Origin of the sequence: Streptomyces sp. RB17 (genome assembly GCF_009604455.1) — a bacterium.
Classification (GTDB): Bacteria; Actinomycetota; Actinomycetes; order Streptomycetales; family Streptomycetaceae; genus Streptomyces.
The window spans coordinates 656,500-670,968 of record NZ_WEGL01000003.1; the positions used below are offsets into that span (position 1 = coordinate 656,500).

General features: G+C 68.5%; 19 protein-coding genes. 1 reads left to right on the plus strand and 18 read right to left on the minus strand.

The features are described 5' to 3' along the window. The 15 genes from rplN to SRB17_RS16755 form a co-directional block, all read right to left on the minus strand. On the minus strand, window positions 1-369 hold the full coding sequence (rplN, locus tag SRB17_RS16685) for a 50S ribosomal protein L14 (protein ID WP_003998823.1): 369 nt from the start codon (window positions 367-369) through the stop codon (window positions 1-3). Window positions 370-464: 95 nt separating this feature from the next. Further along, on the minus strand, window positions 465-749 hold the full coding sequence (rpsQ, locus tag SRB17_RS16690) for a 30S ribosomal protein S17 (protein ID WP_153539280.1): 285 nt from the start codon (window positions 747-749) through the stop codon (window positions 465-467). Beyond that, entirely contained in the window at window positions 749-973 is a 225-nt protein-coding gene (gene rpmC / locus SRB17_RS16695; protein ID WP_023547377.1) for a 50S ribosomal protein L29, read from the minus strand. Before rpmC ends, rpsQ begins: the two co-directional genes overlap by 1 nt. Beyond that, complete coding sequence (gene rplP / locus SRB17_RS16700) at window positions 973-1,392, minus strand: 50S ribosomal protein L16 (protein WP_030788270.1); 420 nt, start codon at window positions 1,390-1,392, stop codon at window positions 973-975. The genes rpmC and rplP overlap by 1 nt, the downstream gene beginning before the upstream one ends. Before the next feature lie 5 nt (window positions 1,393-1,397). Further along, a complete protein-coding gene (gene rpsC, locus SRB17_RS16705; RefSeq protein ID WP_055706471.1) occupies window positions 1,398-2,216 on the minus strand; it encodes a 30S ribosomal protein S3 in 819 nt (272 codons plus the stop codon). Further along, complete coding sequence (gene rplV, locus SRB17_RS16710) at window positions 2,216-2,563, minus strand: 50S ribosomal protein L22 (RefSeq protein ID WP_019329637.1); 348 nt, start codon at window positions 2,561-2,563, stop codon at window positions 2,216-2,218. Before rplV ends, rpsC begins: the two co-directional genes overlap by 1 nt. 43 nt (window positions 2,564-2,606) lie before the next feature. Further along, window positions 2,607-2,888, minus strand: a complete 282-nt coding sequence (gene rpsS, locus SRB17_RS16715; RefSeq protein WP_023547380.1) for a 30S ribosomal protein S19 — start codon at window positions 2,886-2,888, stop codon at window positions 2,607-2,609. Window positions 2,889-2,900: 12 nt separating this feature from the next. Beyond that, window positions 2,901-3,737: a 50S ribosomal protein L2 gene (gene rplB, locus SRB17_RS16720; RefSeq protein ID WP_153539282.1), complete on the minus strand. Its 837-nt coding sequence runs from the start codon at window positions 3,735-3,737 to the stop codon at window positions 2,901-2,903. 40 nt (window positions 3,738-3,777) lie between these two features. Next, the gene (gene rplW / locus SRB17_RS16725; RefSeq protein ID WP_153539284.1) at window positions 3,778-4,197 is read right to left on the minus strand and encodes a 50S ribosomal protein L23; all 420 of its coding nucleotides are present in this window, start codon (window positions 4,195-4,197) and stop codon (window positions 3,778-3,780) included. Further along, window positions 4,197-4,850, minus strand: a complete 654-nt coding sequence (gene rplD, locus SRB17_RS16730; RefSeq protein ID WP_153539286.1) for a 50S ribosomal protein L4 — start codon at window positions 4,848-4,850, stop codon at window positions 4,197-4,199. The genes rplW and rplD overlap by 1 nt, the downstream gene beginning before the upstream one ends. Before the next feature lie 8 nt (window positions 4,851-4,858). Further along, window positions 4,859-5,503 carry a 50S ribosomal protein L3 gene (rplC, locus tag SRB17_RS16735; RefSeq protein WP_129307396.1) on the minus strand — a complete coding sequence of 215 codons (645 nt, stop codon included), beginning with the start codon at window positions 5,501-5,503 and terminating at the stop codon, window positions 4,859-4,861. 16 nt (window positions 5,504-5,519) lie between these two features. Beyond that, window positions 5,520-5,828 (minus strand): 30S ribosomal protein S10, encoded by a 309-nt coding sequence (rpsJ, locus tag SRB17_RS16740; protein ID WP_003948644.1) that lies wholly within the window; start codon window positions 5,826-5,828, stop codon window positions 5,520-5,522. Between the two features lie 430 nt (window positions 5,829-6,258). Beyond that, a complete protein-coding gene (locus SRB17_RS16745; RefSeq protein WP_323375691.1) occupies window positions 6,259-7,467 on the minus strand; it encodes a hypothetical protein in 1,209 nt (402 codons plus the stop codon). Window positions 7,468-7,512: 45 nt separating this feature from the next. Continuing rightward, window positions 7,513-7,755, minus strand: a complete 243-nt coding sequence (locus SRB17_RS16750; RefSeq protein ID WP_153539288.1) for a DUF397 domain-containing protein — start codon at window positions 7,753-7,755, stop codon at window positions 7,513-7,515. Further along, window positions 7,752-8,597, minus strand: coding sequence for a helix-turn-helix domain-containing protein (locus tag SRB17_RS16755; RefSeq protein ID WP_153539290.1), 846 nt, complete (start codon window positions 8,595-8,597; stop codon window positions 7,752-7,754). Before SRB17_RS16755 ends, SRB17_RS16750 begins: the two co-directional genes overlap by 4 nt. A 138-nt stretch (window positions 8,598-8,735) precedes the next feature. On the opposite strand from SRB17_RS16755, the gene SRB17_RS16760 reads away from it, so the two are divergent. After that, window positions 8,736-9,197, plus strand: a complete 462-nt coding sequence (locus SRB17_RS16760; RefSeq protein ID WP_153539292.1) for an ATP-binding protein — start codon at window positions 8,736-8,738, stop codon at window positions 9,195-9,197. Here SRB17_RS16760 and SRB17_RS16765 read toward each other — a convergent pair. The 3 genes from SRB17_RS16765 to tuf form a co-directional block, all read right to left on the minus strand. Beyond that, window positions 9,194-9,892, minus strand: coding sequence for a serine/arginine repetitive matrix protein 2 (locus SRB17_RS16765; protein ID WP_153539294.1), 699 nt, complete (start codon window positions 9,890-9,892; stop codon window positions 9,194-9,196). The genes SRB17_RS16760 and SRB17_RS16765 overlap by 4 nt on opposite strands. Before the next feature lie 23 nt (window positions 9,893-9,915). Then, window positions 9,916-12,930, minus strand: a complete 3,015-nt coding sequence (locus tag SRB17_RS16770; RefSeq protein ID WP_416237061.1) for a glycosyl hydrolase 115 family protein — start codon at window positions 12,928-12,930, stop codon at window positions 9,916-9,918. A 219-nt stretch (window positions 12,931-13,149) separates the two neighbouring features. Further along, window positions 13,150-14,343 carry an elongation factor Tu gene (tuf, locus tag SRB17_RS16775; RefSeq protein WP_225824999.1) on the minus strand — a complete coding sequence of 398 codons (1,194 nt, stop codon included), beginning with the start codon at window positions 14,341-14,343 and terminating at the stop codon, window positions 13,150-13,152. Between the last annotated feature and the right edge of the window lie 126 nt (window positions 14,344-14,469).

A 14,469-nucleotide genomic window follows, 5' to 3' on the forward strand; every position in this document is an offset into this window, starting at 1 on the left:
TTACAGCACCTCCGGAGCCAGCGAGATGATCTTCATGAACTTCTTCTCGCGCAGCTCACGCCCGACCGGGCCGAAGATGCGGGTGCCGCGAGGGTCGCCGTCGTTCTTCAGAATGACGGCGGCGTTCTCGTCGAAGCGGATGTACGAGCCGTCCGGACGGCGGCGCTCCTTGACGGTGCGAACGATGACCGCCTTGACGACGTCACCCTTCTTCACGTTGCCACCGGGGATCGCGTCCTTGACGGTGGCGACGATGACGTCACCGATGCCCGCGTAGCGGCGACCGGAGCCACCGAGCACACGGATGCAAAGGATCTCCTTCGCACCAGTGTTGTCGGCGACGCGCAGTCGCGACTCCTGCTGGATCACGTCTATCTCCTGATCGTCTGCCGGTTCCCCGGGGGCCGTCTTTCAACGGCCCCCGGAGCCTGGCGGAACTGACCTGCGGGTTTGCCCCGCAGGAATTACTTGGCCTTCTCGAGGATCTCGACGACGCGCCAGCGCTTCGTCGCGGACAGCGGCCGGGTCTCCATCAGGAGGACGCGGTCGCCGACACCCGCGGCGTTCTGCTCGTCGTGCGCCTTGAGCTTGTTGGTACGGCGGATGACCTTGCCGTACAGCGCGTGCTTGACGCGGTCCTCGACGGCGACGACGACGGTCTTGTCCATCTTGTCGCTGACGACGAGGCCCTCACGGGTCTTGCGGAAACCGCGCGCCTCAGTGTTCTCAGTCACGTTCTTCTCGCTCATCAGGCGTTCTCCACCGTCTCGATGCCGAGCTCACGCTCACGCATGAGGGTGTAGATCCGGGCGATGTCCTTGCGGACCGCCTTCAGACGGCCGTGGTTCTCGAGCTGGCCCGTCGCCGCCTGGAAGCGGAGGTTGAACAGCTCTTCCTTGGCCTCGCGGAGCTTCGCCAGAAGCTCCTCGTTGCCCAGTTCGCGCAGCTCGGACGCCTTGGTACCGACCGACATCACGCTTCACCTGCCTCGCGCTTGACGATGCGGCACTTCATCGGCAGCTTGTGAGCCGCACGAGTGAGAGCCTCACGCGCAATCTTCTCGTTCGGGTAGGACAGCTCGAACATGACCCGGCCCGGGTGCACGTTCGCGATCCACCACTCCGGCGAACCCTTACCGGAACCCATGCGGGTCTCGGCCGGCTTCTTCGTGAGCGGGCGGTCCGGGTAGATGTTGATCCAGACCTTGCCGCCACGCTTGATGTGGCGGGTCATCGCGATACGAGCCGCCTCGATCTGGCGGTTGGTCACGTACGCCGGCGTGAGGGCCTGGATGCCGTACTCGCCGAACGCGACCGTGGTACCGCCCTTGGCCTCACCCCGACGCTTGGGGTGGTGCTGCTTGCGGTGCTTGACCCTACGGGGGATCAGCATGTCGGTCAGGCCTCCGTTCCGGTGCTCTCAGCCGGAGCGGCGGGAGCCTCGGCCTTGGGGGCCTCGGCGCCGGCAGCCTGCTGCGGCTTGCGACCGCGCCGCTCGCCACCGCGGCCACCACGGGCCGGGCGGTCGGCACCACCGCGGGCCGGGCGGTTACCCGCACGGGCCGCAGCGTTCTCGGCGCGGACCTCGGCGATGTTCTTGACGTCGCCCTTGTAGATCCAGACCTTCACACCGATGCGGCCGAAGGTCGTCTTGGCCTCGAAGAAGCCGTAGTCCACGTTCGCGCGGAGCGTGTGCAGGGGCACACGGCCCTCGCGGTAGAACTCCGAGCGGGACATCTCGGCGCCGCCGAGGCGGCCACCGCACTGGATCTTGATGCCCTTGGCGCCGGCCTTCATCGCCGACTGCATGCTCTTGCGCATGGCACGGCGGAAGGAGACGCGGGAGGAGAGCTGCTCGGCAACGGCCTGGGCAACCAGCTGAGCGTCGGTCTCGGGGTTCTTGACCTCGAGGATGTTCAGCTGGACCTGCTTGCCCGTGAGCTTCTCGAGGTCGCCGCGGATGCGGTCGGCCTCGGCGCCACGGCGGCCGATGACGATGCCGGGACGAGCGGTGTGGATGTCCACACGCACGCGGTCACGGGTGCGCTCGATCTCCACCTTCGAGATACCGGCGCGCTCCATGCCGGACGTCATCATCCGACGGATGGCGACGTCTTCCTTGACGTAGTCCTTGTACAGCTTGTCGGCGTACCAACGCGACTTGAAGTCGGTCGTGACACCGAGCCGGAACCCATGCGGGTTTACCTTCTGGCCCATTACCGGGTTCCTTCCTTGCTGCTGACGACCACGGTGATGTGGCTGGTCCGCTTGCGGATCCGGTAGGCACGGCCCTGGGCACGCGGACGGAACCGCTTCAGGGTCGGACCCTCGTCGACGTACGCCTCGGAGATGTAGAGGCTGTCGGCGTCGGTGTGGTCGTAGTTGTGCGCGGCGTTGGCGATGGCGCTGTCGAGCACCTTGCCGACCGGCACGGAGGCTGCCTGCGGAGCGAATCGCAGAACAGCCTGGGCCTCCGTGGCGTCCATGCCACGGATGAGGTCCACCACGCGGCGGGCCTTCATGGGCGTGACGCGGATGTACCGCGCCTGGGCCCTGGCTTCCATGGTTGTCCCTTCAGTTACTTACGTGTCTGAATGCGATCCGCTACTAGCGGCGCTTCGACTTCCGGTCTTCCTTGACGTGACCCCGGAAGGTGCGCGTCGGCGAGAACTCGCCGAGCTTGTGGCCGACCATCGACTCGGTGACGAACACCGGGATGTGGGTCTTGCCGTTGTGCACCGCCAGCGTGTGGCCCAGCATGGCCGGGACGATCATCGAGCGGCGGGACCAGGTCTTGATGACGTTCTTGGTGCCGGCTTCGTTCTGGGCGTCCACCTTCTTGATCAGGTGGTCGTCGACGAAGGGCCCCTTCTTCAGGCTACGAGGCATCTCAACCCGTCCTTAGCGCTTCTTGTTCGTCTTGCGGCGGCGGACGATGTACTTGTTCGACGCCTTCTTGGGCGAACGAGTACGGCCTTCCTTCTTGCCCCACGGGGACACAGGGTGGCGGCCACCGGAGGTCCGGCCCTCACCACCACCGTGCGGGTGGTCGACCGGGTTCATCACGACACCACGGACGGTCGGGCGGACGCCCAGCCACCGCTTACGGCCGGCCTTACCCCAGTTGATGTTGCTCTGCTCGGCGTTGCCGACCTCACCGACGGTGGCGCGGCAGCGGACGTCGACCAGGCGGATCTCGCCGGACGGCATGCGGAGGTGGGCCATCGAGCCCTCCTTCGCGAGCAGCTGCACGGAGGCACCGGCGGAGCGGGCGAACTTGGCACCGCCACCGGGACGGAGCTCGATCGCGTGGATCGTGGTACCGACCGGGATGTTGCGGAGGGCCAGGTTGTTGCCCGGCTTGATGTCGGCCCCGGGACCGTTCTCCACGGTGTCGCCCTGCTGCAGGTTGCGCGGGGCGAGGATGTAGCGCTTCTCGCCGTCGGCGTAGTGCAGCAGCGCGATGCGCGCGGTGCGGTTGGGGTCGTACTCGATGTGCGCGACCTTCGCCGGCACGCCGTCCTTGTCGTGACGACGGAAGTCGATCACGCGGTAGGCGCGCTTGTGTCCGCCACCCTGGTGGCGAACGGTCACACGACCGGCGTTGTTACGGCCGCCCTTGCTGTGCAGCGGGCGGACCAGCGACTTCTCCGGCGTGGACCGCGTGACCTCGACGAAGTCGGCGACGCTGGCGCCACGACGGCCCGGCGTAGTCGGCTTGTACTTGCGGATTCCCATTTCTCAGTCCTCGTCCGATATCGGACGATCCGGACCGCCCTTAGGCGGTCGGACCGCCGAAGATGTCGATACGGTCGCCCTCGGCGAGGGTCACGATCGCGCGCTTGGTGCCCGCGCGCTGGCCGAAGCCGGTGCGGGTCCGCTTGCGCTTGCCCTGGCGGTTGATCGTGTTGACCCCGGTGACCTTGACGTCGAAGACCGCCTGGACGGCCTGCTTGATCTGGGTCTTGTTGGCGTTCGGGTCGACGATGAACGTGTACTTGTTCTCGTCGAGGAGCGCGTAGCTCTTCTCGGAGACGACCGGCTTCAGCAGGACGTCACGGGGGTCCGTGTACGACTTGCTCAGCGGGGTCTCGACGGTGTTCTTGCCCTCGGTGGCGTGGCGACGCGCCTTGGCGACGCGCGCGGCCTTGGCGGCCTTGGCCGCCTTCGAGGCAATGCTCGGGTGACGCGTAGCCATCAGGCCTCGCTCCCTTCGGTGTCAGCGGCCTTGGGGCCAGACACGAAGGACTCGAAAGCGGCCTGGGTGAAGACCACGTCGTCCGAGACGAGAACGTCGTACGTGTTCAGCTGGCCCGGCTCCAGGATGTGGACCTGGGGCAGGTTGCGGGCGGAAAGCCACGCGGCCTCGTCGGCGCGGTCGACGACCAGGAGCAGGTTCTTGCGCTCCGAGATCTTGCCGAACAGCGACTTGGCGGCCTTGGTGCTGGGGGTCTCGCCCTCGACCACGCCGGAGACGACGTGGATGCGGTTGTGACGCGCCCGGTCGGTGAGGGCACCGCGCAGGGCGGCGGCCTTCATCTTCTTCGGGGTGCGCTGCGAGTAGTCACGCGGCTGCGGGCCGTGGACGACGCCACCGCCGGCGAACTGCGGCGCGCGGGTCGAACCCTGACGGGCGCGACCGGTGCCCTTCTGGCGGTACGGCTTCTTGCCACCACCACGGACTTCACCGCGGGTCTTGGTCTTGTGCGTGCCCTGACGGGCAGCGGCCAGCTGCGCGACGACGACCTGGTGGATCAGCGGAACGCTGACCTTGGCGTCGAAGATCTCCGCGGGGAGCTCGACGGAACCGGCCTTGTCGCCCGCCGGCGAAAGGATGTCAACAGTGCTCATCGGTTACCTCAGGCCCCCTTGGCCGCGGTGCGGACCAGGACGAGGCCGCCGTTCGGACCGGGAACCGCGCCCTTGATGAGCAGCAGACCCTTCTCCGCGTCAACGGCGTGGACGGTCAGGTTCTGGGTGGTGACCCGCTCGTTGCCCATGCGACCCGCCATGCGGAGGCCCTTGAACACGCGGCCCGGGGTGGCGCAGCCACCGATGGAACCGGGAGAGCGGTGCTTGCGCTGGGTGCCGTGTCCGGCGCCGAGGCCCTTGAAGTTGTGACGCTTCATGACACCGGCGAAGCCCTTGCCCTTGCTCTTGCCGGTCACGTCGACCTTCACGCCGGCCTCGAACACCTCAGCGGTGATCTCCTGGCCCAGCGTGTACTCGGAGGCGTCCGCGGTGCGGATCTCGACGAGGTGGCGACGGGGGGTGACGTCGGCCTTGGCGAAGTGGCCCTTGAGGGGCTTGTTCACCTTGCGCGGGTCGATCTCGCCGAAGGCGATCTGAACGGACTCGTAGCCGTCCACGTCGTTCGTACGGACCTGGGTGACGACGTTCGGGCCGGCCTTGACGACGGTGACCGGAACAACACGGTTGTTCTCGTCCCACACCTGCGTCATGCCGAGCTTCTCGCCCAGGATGCCCTTGATCTGCTTAGCCATTCTCAGCCCACCAGCCTCAGAGCTTGATCTCGATGTCGACACCGGCCGGCAGGTCGAGTCGCATCAGAGAGTCAACGGTCTTGGGGGTCGGGTCGAGAATGTCGATCAGGCGCTTGTGCGTGCGCATCTCGAAGTGCTCGCGCGAGTCCTTGTACTTGTGCGGCGACTTGATGACGCAGTACACGTTCTTCTCAGTGGGCAGCGGCACCGGGCCCGCGACCGACGCACCAGTGCGGGTCACCGTCTCGACGATCTTCTTCGCCGAGGAGTCGATGACCTCGTGGTCGTAGGCCTTGAGCCGGATGCGGATCTTCTGTCCCGCCATGGCTACTCAGTAGTCCTGTCTCTCTATGGCTCTGGAACCCGGCGGATTCCTTCTGCTGCCTTCGTTTCTCCGACCCACGCGGTCGGGCGTGTCGCGCTCCCGCTGACACAGATGTCCCTTGTTCGAACATCCCTGCAGGAATGCGCACGGCCCTTCCGGAACCGCGGACCGGGGACCTCGGGCCCACCGGGCGCCTGGCCGGTGCCGCGCCCACGCTTCCCGGAAGATTCCCGTACGTCCGCCCCAGTGCTGCCCGTGGGCAGTTAGGGCGACGAGTACTGTGGGACTCGCTTCCAGTCCTCCCGGCGGGAGGCGCGCAGCATCAACACTCGACCGAGCAACTCGGACAGTCTGCCATATCGGGCGGGGCGGATGCCAATCGGGCCGGAGAGAATACCCCCAAGGTGACGTAGGTCAAACCGGGACCTCGTCAGGTGCGGGTGACCGTCCCGCAGCCCTTGTCATGGTCGTCCGTCACGGACTTGCTGCGGTCGTACGGGTCCACGGCGGGGCCCGTGGCCGGGGCGCCCGTGGGGGCGCCGTCCGGGAAGACGGGGTGGTAGTAGCCGTCGTGGACGTCGCACTCGGTGTTGTAGAACTCGCTGTCGGACGACCGGACCCCGAGCTTGCCCTCGGTCGAGATCCACTTGCGCGGGTCGAGCAGGACCATGGTCAGGTCGCGGCGGATGATCGTCCGTGCCACGACATCGTCGGCACCGGCGCCGCCTCCCTTTCCACCGGCCCGGACCAGCGGGTAGACGAAGGTGTAGTCCGCGTGCACCCGCACCTCGCCCGCGGCACCGGCGGAGAACGTCATATGGCCGCGCACCTTGATCACGTCACCGGCGAGGGCCACTTCCGCCGGGTCGAAGCGGGTCACCAGATCCAGGGGGTTGCGCCGGCGGTCCGGGGTGCGCAGCGAGCGCCGCAGGCCGGACAGCGTGTGCGGCTGCTGCGGGTCGAGCAGGGCCAGCGCCGCGTCGGGCTGCCCGCCGCGCAGCACGGCCGGGTCCAGATTGGTGTCGACCAGGAACTCCTTGGTGCGGCGCAGGGCGAGGGCCACGTCGTCCTGGCTCATCCCGGCCACGGCCTTCGCGTGCGGCACCTCGATGGCGTCCGCTCCGTCGGCCCACCGCACGGCGGGCGAACCGCGGAACGGTTCGTTGCGGGTGGGCAGTCCGGTGTGGTCGACCGTGCCCGGAGCACCGGACGGCAACGCCGTCTCGGCAGGCAGCGGCGAGGCCGAGGACCCCGAGTCGTGGCTGCGGCCGGGAAGCCGGTCCAGCAGCGAGGGCCGTACGGCTACGACGGCCACCGCCACCGCCAGCACCACTCCGATCGCCGAGCCCACGGCACGGCGCCGACCGCTCCGCCCGTTCGTCTCCCGCCAGGCCGGACCGGTGCGCCATCCCGGCGGCAGCGTGGGCTGCGCCTGCTTCCGCCGCCACCGCCGACGACCGCCCTCGGCAGCCTGGTCCGGTACCGCCTGCAGCCGACGCGTCACCATCCGCGCCCGCGCGGACGGCTCCTTCGGCGCGTTCCTGCCACCGTCCTCGGCGGCCTCGCGCAGGAACGCCTCCCACTGCTCGTCGGGTATGGAGGACTCGTCGGGGTGGTCGGAGGGTGGGACGGCGCTCACGGCTTCACTTTCGGTCGGACAAGATCGGTGGCGGTGCCGGTGGCGTCAGAGTGCACGTACGAACTCCGACCAGGCCTCCGGCGCGAGGGCGAGGCGGGGGCCGGTGGGGTTCTTGGAGTCGCGGATGTGGATGGTGGTGGGGGCTTCGGCCACCTCGACGCAGTCGTTGCCGTTGCTGCTGCTGCTGTAGCTGCTCTTGTGCCAGGTGAGGGCTACCTCGAGGCAGTCATTGCCGTTGCTGCTGTCGCTACAGCTGCTCTTGAACCAGTGGAGTTCCGGGGTGCTCATAGTTCTCCCAGTGCCTGCTCGATGAAGACCAGAGACTCCTCTGGCGTGAGCGCCTGAGCCCGGATGATGCCATAGCGCAGGTCGAGGACACGGAGCTGCCTCGGGCTCGAGACGGGGCGGCCTGAGAAGTCACCGTCGGTACGGCCAACTCCCGTCCCGTCCACGAACTTCAGCACTTCGATCAGACCGGCCGTCCCGGGGTGGTTCGCGCGGGCGGTCGGCATCACCTGAAGCTCCACGGAAGGCAACTGCGCGACCTCCAGCATGTGTTCGAGCTGTCGGCGCAACACCATTGTGTCCCCGACCGGGCGACGGAGCGTCACCTCTTCCTGGACGAAGCTGAACTCCGGTGCGGGCGAGCGCTCGAAGACGGACTTCCGGGCTACGCGAGCGGCCACCATGCGCTCCAGCTGGTCCGGCGAGTAGGCCGGACGCCAGGTGCGGAGCAGCGCTCGCGCGTACTCCTCCGTCTGCAGCAGGCCATGGATGTTGTGGTGGCTGTACAGCAGCATCTCCACCGCCCGCCCCTCCAGCTCCGCCAGCTCGCGCACCTTCTTGGGATACCGGGCCTTCCGCATGTCCTCCATGAACGCCCGCAGATGCCCCTGCGCCTTCAGGATCCGGTCCGCCCGATCCAGCAGCTCCGGCCGAGGGATCCGCGCCCCGCGCTCGATCTTGCGGATCATGTCCTCGCCGTAGCCCAGGGCTTCGGCCAGGTCGGCCACGCTCATCCCGGCCGCCTCCCGGCACACCTTGAGCAGGCGCCCCACCGCCTGCACCACCGGCTCGATCTCGTCCCCCGGCTCGACGTCCCAACCCGCCTCGTCCACACCGTCGCCCATGACCCCTCCTCCGACGCGCACTCGTACCCGTACAACGCGCGAGACAGCCGAGACAGCCGGGACAAAAGCCGGGACAGTCACCGTACGTGCAGGCGTTGTGACTCACCCACGGAAGCACACACGGCCACGCTGAGTGACATGAATCAGGAAACCGCCGAGGCTGCCCACGCTCCGGCCGAACTCGCCAGCCCCATCCCGAACTTCACGGTCCTCCTGTCCCCCACCCGTCGCGGCGCACGCCTGGCTCGCCTCCTGACCACGGAACAACTCCGCAACTGGGGACTCCCGTTGGACCCGGCGGCGCACGTCGTGGGCGAGCTGGCGGCCAACGCCGCGACCCACGGCCGGGTGCCCGGAAGGAGCTTCCGGCTCACGCTCTACGTCGTCGGCGAGACGCTCCGCATCGAGGTGACCGACACGCGCGGTGACCGCATGCCCCGGACGCAACCCCCTTCGGCCGAGGCCGACTCGGGCCGGGGACTGGTCCTCGTGGAGGCCTTGGCCGACCGCTGGGGCGTCTCGCCGGGCAGGCCGCCGCGCAAGACCGTATGGGCCGAGATCACCGTCCCCGGCGCCACGGTGAAACAGGTGTCGCGCTAGGACATCGGGCCGGCCGGGGGCCACGGACCGGGACCGGAGGGCGGTGCGCCCCACTGCTGCGGTGCACCCCACTGCGGCGGAGGGGCCGACGCGGCGGCCAGCCGGCGGCGGTGGCTGCCGCGGCGAACCGCGGTGACGACGGTGATGGTCACGGTCGCGGCGAGCGCGGCGATGAAGCAGCCGATGCCCACGGCGATGCTCCCGACCGTGTCCCCCACCCGGGGCTTGTCCCCCAGCGCGAACTCGGCCGGCAGCTCCGAGGTGCAGGTGAGCGTGTAGTCGCCGCTGCTGCCGGGCTTCACCTCGAGCACGCGGTCCCAGGTGCGGGAACCGAGGGTGATGCGGAAGGTGCTGCTCGGCCGGGTCATCGACCCGGACCGCATCTGGGGGATCCGGCAGACGACATGGCCCTGCCCGGACTGCGAGACGTAGATCGCCTTGGTCTCCCCCTGGACGAAGCGGAACGTCCGCGAGTCACCGCTGGAGAAGCTGTGGGCGGTGTCGATCGAGTCCACGATGCTCTTCCCCGCCACCACGATGAAGGCGATACCGGCACCGGCCAGTACGAGCCCCAGCAGCGCCGCCACCACGTACCAGATGCGCCGAGGCCGCACGTCCTTCGCCGGGATGTTCACCGGCGAAGGCGGCGGGCCGCCGTACGGGGGTCCCCACGGATACGGATTCTGTATCGCCATGAGGGCGCATCGTACGGCAATCGCTATACGCGCCGGCTCTCCACCGGGCCCAGATACAGCTCGGGCAACCCGCCCGTATCGATCACCAACCGCTGCACCACCACCGTCGGATCCACCATCCAGAACGTCAGCCGGTGCACCGCGGCCGACCCCACGGAGTGGCGGGTGGCCGTGCGGTTCACGTTGTCCGACGTGTTGCGGGCCCAGACCGTGTTCAGCGCGCCGTCGTCCGCGCCGGCCGTGATGTCCACCGTCCGGATCGGGCCGTCGTCCAGCGAGACGCCGTAGGACAGGCCCGTGACGCCCGGCAGAGCCGGGTTGCGCGGCGAGACGTACGCCCACACCGTCACCTCACCGGGATCGGACGGCAGGCTCACCTCGTACTCCAGGCACGGTGAGGAGCCTCCCGGCGTGCGGCTCGGGGACGTCACCGGCCACGGGGTCATGCCCGCGCCGGTGCGCCCGATGCCGTCGAGCCGGCGCCAGCCGCCCACCGCCCGGTCGTAGTGCTCAGCGTCGATCGCCACATAGCCGCCCGCCTCGACGAAGCCACGCAAGCCCCGGGCGGAAGGTCGCTCCGCCACACACCTCACCGTCACCGAAGCCCCCGCCCCGTTCACCGTCAGCGTGCCCTCCGCGGGGCCTGCCGGAGCCTTCGTCCAGTCCACCCGGACCTCCAGCCGGACCTGCTGTTCCACCCGGCCACGCGGGTGGTCCACCACCAGCCAGGGTGCCGAGGACCGCACCTCGTAGTCGAAGGGCGTACGGCCCCTGTTGAAGACCTCCACGTACTGCTGCGGCCGCGTCTGGTACGGGCTGAACGACGGCAGGGACGCGTCCCTGGCAGAACCACCGGGCCACCACTCCCCCGCGTCCTCCGCCCCGTCCACCGACACGCCCAGCTCGGCGCCCGAGGGCACCTCGATCCGCCGTACCGCCGGGAACAACACGTCCGGCAGAGCCACGTTGTCCTTCTCCGGCTGCTGCCAGGGCGCGTTGGGGCCGTACCGGTCCACATCGCCGTAGTCGATGTGCGGCTGGGTCTGGAAGCCTTTCCATTTTCCCTTCGCCACGGCCGAGTTGAAGCGGTCCGCAAGCGCGAAGTCCCTCGCCAGGGCCGCCTCCGCCGCAGCCGCCCGGTCGTTCGTCGCCGCTCTGCCCTGCCGCGCGTACAGCAGGTTCTCGAACTCCGCCGCCCGCAGCGCGTACAGGTTCGCGGTCGCCGTCACCTCGTAGCCGGCCAGCTCGAACCAGGCATCCTGCCGTTCGGGGGGCAGCCGGCGCGCGATCCGCTCCGCGCGCCCGCCCAGCTCCCGCCACTCTCCCGTCACCCGCTCCAGCTCCCGGTGCGCGAAGTAGTACGGGCTCTGCTGGTCGTCGTAGACCACCTGGCCGTCGGCGGACAGGGTGATGCGGCGGTTGAGCAACTCCGGCTTGCGGCGGGCCTGGAGGCGGCCGTACGCCGACAGGACCGAGGCGATCTCCCGGGCCGACGTGTCGCCGAAGTTCTGGCGGGCGTAACGCTCCTCCCACTCACCGAGGCGTTCCAGCGGCCAGCCGTCCGGATTCCAGGCGTACGTCAGGAAGAACTCCGTCGGCAGCTCGTTGCCCTTCAGATCGCCCACGTTCGCCACCCACAGACCGTGGTTGCCGTAGGCGTGCGCCTGGTGGAGCTGGTCCCAGACGTTGCGGATGTTCGCCGTGTCCACCCACTTGTAGTTGCGGCCCGCGCCGACGTAGTCGAAGTGGTAGTACAGGCCGAAGCCGCCGCCCCGGACGCCGTCCGGATGCTTGCGGATGTTCGCCCAGTTGTCGTCCGTGAGGACCACCGTGACATCGTCCGGCGCGCGCAGGCCCCGGTCCCAGTACCGCTGCACCTCCTTGTAGAGCGTCCAGACCTGCGGAGTCTCGGCGGCCGGTCTGCCCGTCACCTCCTCGATGATCCGCCGCTGGTCGGCGATGATCTGCTGCATCAGCTCGATGCCGTCGCCGTCGGGCAGGCTGGTGTCGCCGTTGCCGCGCATGCCGAGGGTCACGACTCCCTCGAAGCCCTGGTCGACCATGCGCTGGATGCCGGCGCGCCAGTACGCGCGCAGCGCCTCCGCGTTGCGGCGGTACGACCATTCGCCCGTGCCCCCGTAGGGGTCGTGCCCCGGGGTCGCGTGGCGGTTCCACTCCTCGATGCCACGCATCATCGGCGCCTCATGAGAGGTGCCTATGACGACGCCGTACTCCGCGGCCCGCTGGTGGTTCTCCGGGTCGTCCTCCGCGAAGGCCCGGCCCCAGACCGCGGGCCAGAGGTAGTTGCCCTTCAGGCGCAGCAGGACCTCGAACACCCTTGAGTAGAAGGCGGAGTTGAAGCCGTCCGGGTGTCCGGGCGCCTTTCCGGGGCCGAAGTACGCCGGCGCCCAGGTGCCGAGCGCCGGGTTCTCGTCGTTGATGAAGAAGCCCCGGTACTTCACCGCCGGGCTGCCCTGGGTGAACCGGCCCGGCCGCACCCACACCCCGGTGCGCCGCACCGGCGGCACGTCGTCCCACCAGTGCCAGGGCGAGACGCCGATGCCGTACGAGACGTCGTACGCGCCGAAGATCGCGCCTCGCGGATCGCTGCCGGCGATGACGAACGCCCGCTCCACGCCGGGCATCGGATGCTCCACGACCGTCTGCAGCGAGGTCTCCCACCGCCCGCGCACGCCTGTCACGTCCAGTTTCCCGGAGCTGACCAGGCCGTCGACCAGCGGGCTGCGGCCGATGGTGCCGAGGATGACCGGGAACCGCCCCATCGCCGAGCCCGGGCGGACGCCCGTGACGCGTTCGAGGTCGTCGCGCAGGTCGCCCGCGACCCGTACGACGCCGGGGTGATCCTCGGGGCTGACCACCACGGGCGCGCCGACCAGGGCGAACGCCCCGCCTGTGAAGGAGATGTACGACCCCGGCTCCGTCACCTCCGGGCCGTCGCCCCCGGCGCCCCACGCGACCCCCGACGTCAGCACCGGCACAGCGGCAAGCCCCGCCCCGAGCACCGTTCTGCGTGCCATGGACATACGACAGCCCCTCCACTCCCTATTTGCTCAGCGGCATGACAAATACTGGAGAGAGGGAGCGCCGCGGGGAACGGGTCGTACGCGACGAATACTTTCGAAGGCCCGAGCGCCAGAGGGTGCTATCCAACGACAAAGAGGCCCGTACGACCGAAGTCGTACGGGCCTCTTCCAGGTCGGAGACCTCAGGTCAGGTGACCCTCAAGCAAGCGGAACTTACTTGACGATCTTGGTGACCTGGCCGGCGCCCACCGTGCGGCCACCCTCACGGATGGCGAACTTCAGGCCCTCTTCCATGGCGACGGGCTGGATGAGGTCCACCTTCATCTCGGTGTTGTCACCCGGCATGACCATCTCGGTGCCCTCGGGGAGGGTCACCACGCCGGTCACGTCCGTCGTACGGAAGTAGAACTGCGGACGGTAGTTGTTGAAGAACGGCGTGTGGCGGCCACCCTCGTCCTTGGACAGGATGTAGGCCTGGGCCTCGAACTCGGTGTGCGGGGTGACCGAGCCCGGCTTGATGATGACCTGGCCGCGCTCGACGTCCTCGCGCTTGATGCCACGGAGGAGGAGACCGACGTTCTCACCGGCCTGGCCCTCGTCGAGCAGCTTGCGGAACATCTCGATGCCGGTGACCGTGGTGGAGGTCTTCTCGGTCTTGATGCCGATGATGTCGACGGTCTCGTTGACCTTCAGGACACCACGCTCGATACGGCCGGTGACGACCGTACCGCGACCGGTGATCGTGAAGACGTCCTCGATCGGCATGAGGAACGGCTTGTCGACGTCGCGCTCCGGCTGCGGGATCGACTCGTCGACGGCGTTCATCAGGTTGAGGACGGAGTCCACCCACTCCTTCTCGCCCTCGAGGGCCTTGAGAGCGGAGACCTTGACGACCGGAACGTCGTCGCCGGGGAACTCGTACTCGGAGAGGAGCTCACGCACCTCGAGCTCGACGAGCTCCAGGATCTCCTCGTCGTCCACCATGTCGGCCTTGTTCAGGGCGACCACGATGTACGGAACGCCGACCTGGCGGGCCAGGAGCACGTGCTCCTTGGTCTGCGGCATCGGGCCGTCGGTCGCGGCGACCACCAGGATCGCGCCGTCCATCTGGGCGGCACCGGTGATCATGTTCTTGATGTAGTCCGCGTGACCCGGGCAGTCGACGTGGGCGTAGTGACGCGCCTCGGTCTGGTACTCGACGTGCGCGATGGAGATGGTGATACCGCGCTGGCGCTCCTCGGGCGCCTTGTCGATGTTGTCGAACGGGGTGGCCTCGTTCAGGTCCGGGTACGCGTCGTGCAGCACCTTGGTAATGGCGGCCGTGAGGGTCGTCTTACCGTGGTCGATGTGACCGATGGTGCCGATGTTGACGTGCGGCTTAGTCCGCTCGAACTTCGCCTTCGCCACTGGGGTCCTCCTGTGGAGTGGTTCTGTACGCCTTACTTCATCGGCGCCAGGTGATCTTTGCTGTAAAGGCCCGGAACCCGGGGCATTCCTCCGCGTTTACGGCGGAATGCCCCTTGAGGCTCCGGA

Excerpts from the sequence above, each read along its gene's own strand:
- rpsQ (WP_153539280.1), bottom strand. The coding sequence starts at position 749 with ATGAGCGAGAAGAACGTGACTGAGAACACTGAGGCGCGCGGTTTCCGC.
- rpmC (WP_023547377.1), bottom strand. The coding sequence starts at position 973 with ATGTCGGTCGGTACCAAGGCGTCCGAGCTGCGCGAACTGGGCAACGAG.
- rplP (WP_030788270.1), bottom strand. The coding sequence starts at position 1,392 with ATGCTGATCCCCCGTAGGGTCAAGCACCGCAAGCAGCACCACCCCAAG.
- rpsC (WP_055706471.1), bottom strand. The coding sequence starts at position 2,216 with ATGGGCCAGAAGGTAAACCCGCATGGGTTCCGGCTCGGTGTCACGACC.
- rplV (WP_019329637.1), bottom strand. The coding sequence starts at position 2,563 with ATGGAAGCCAGGGCCCAGGCGCGGTACATCCGCGTCACGCCCATGAAG.
- rpsS (WP_023547380.1), bottom strand. The coding sequence starts at position 2,888 with ATGCCTCGTAGCCTGAAGAAGGGGCCCTTCGTCGACGACCACCTGATC.
- rplB (WP_153539282.1), bottom strand. The coding sequence starts at position 3,737 with ATGGGAATCCGCAAGTACAAGCCGACTACGCCGGGCCGTCGTGGCGCC.
- rplW (WP_153539284.1), bottom strand. The coding sequence starts at position 4,197 with ATGGCTACGCGTCACCCGAGCATTGCCTCGAAGGCGGCCAAGGCCGCC.
- rplD (WP_153539286.1), bottom strand. The coding sequence starts at position 4,850 with ATGAGCACTGTTGACATCCTTTCGCCGGCGGGCGACAAGGCCGGTTCC.
- rplC (WP_129307396.1), bottom strand. The coding sequence starts at position 5,503 with ATGGCTAAGCAGATCAAGGGCATCCTGGGCGAGAAGCTCGGCATGACG.
- rpsJ (WP_003948644.1), bottom strand. The coding sequence starts at position 5,828 with ATGGCGGGACAGAAGATCCGCATCCGGCTCAAGGCCTACGACCACGAG.
- SRB17_RS16750 (WP_153539288.1), bottom strand. The coding sequence starts at position 7,755 with ATGAGCACCCCGGAACTCCACTGGTTCAAGAGCAGCTGTAGCGACAGC.
- SRB17_RS16755 (WP_153539290.1), bottom strand. The coding sequence starts at position 8,597 with ATGGGCGACGGTGTGGACGAGGCGGGTTGGGACGTCGAGCCGGGGGAC.
- SRB17_RS16760 (WP_153539292.1), top strand. The coding sequence starts at position 8,736 with ATGAATCAGGAAACCGCCGAGGCTGCCCACGCTCCGGCCGAACTCGCC.
- SRB17_RS16765 (WP_153539294.1), bottom strand. The coding sequence starts at position 9,892 with ATGGCGATACAGAATCCGTATCCGTGGGGACCCCCGTACGGCGGCCCG.
- SRB17_RS16770 (WP_416237061.1), bottom strand. The coding sequence starts at position 12,930 with ATGGCACGCAGAACGGTGCTCGGGGCGGGGCTTGCCGCTGTGCCGGTG.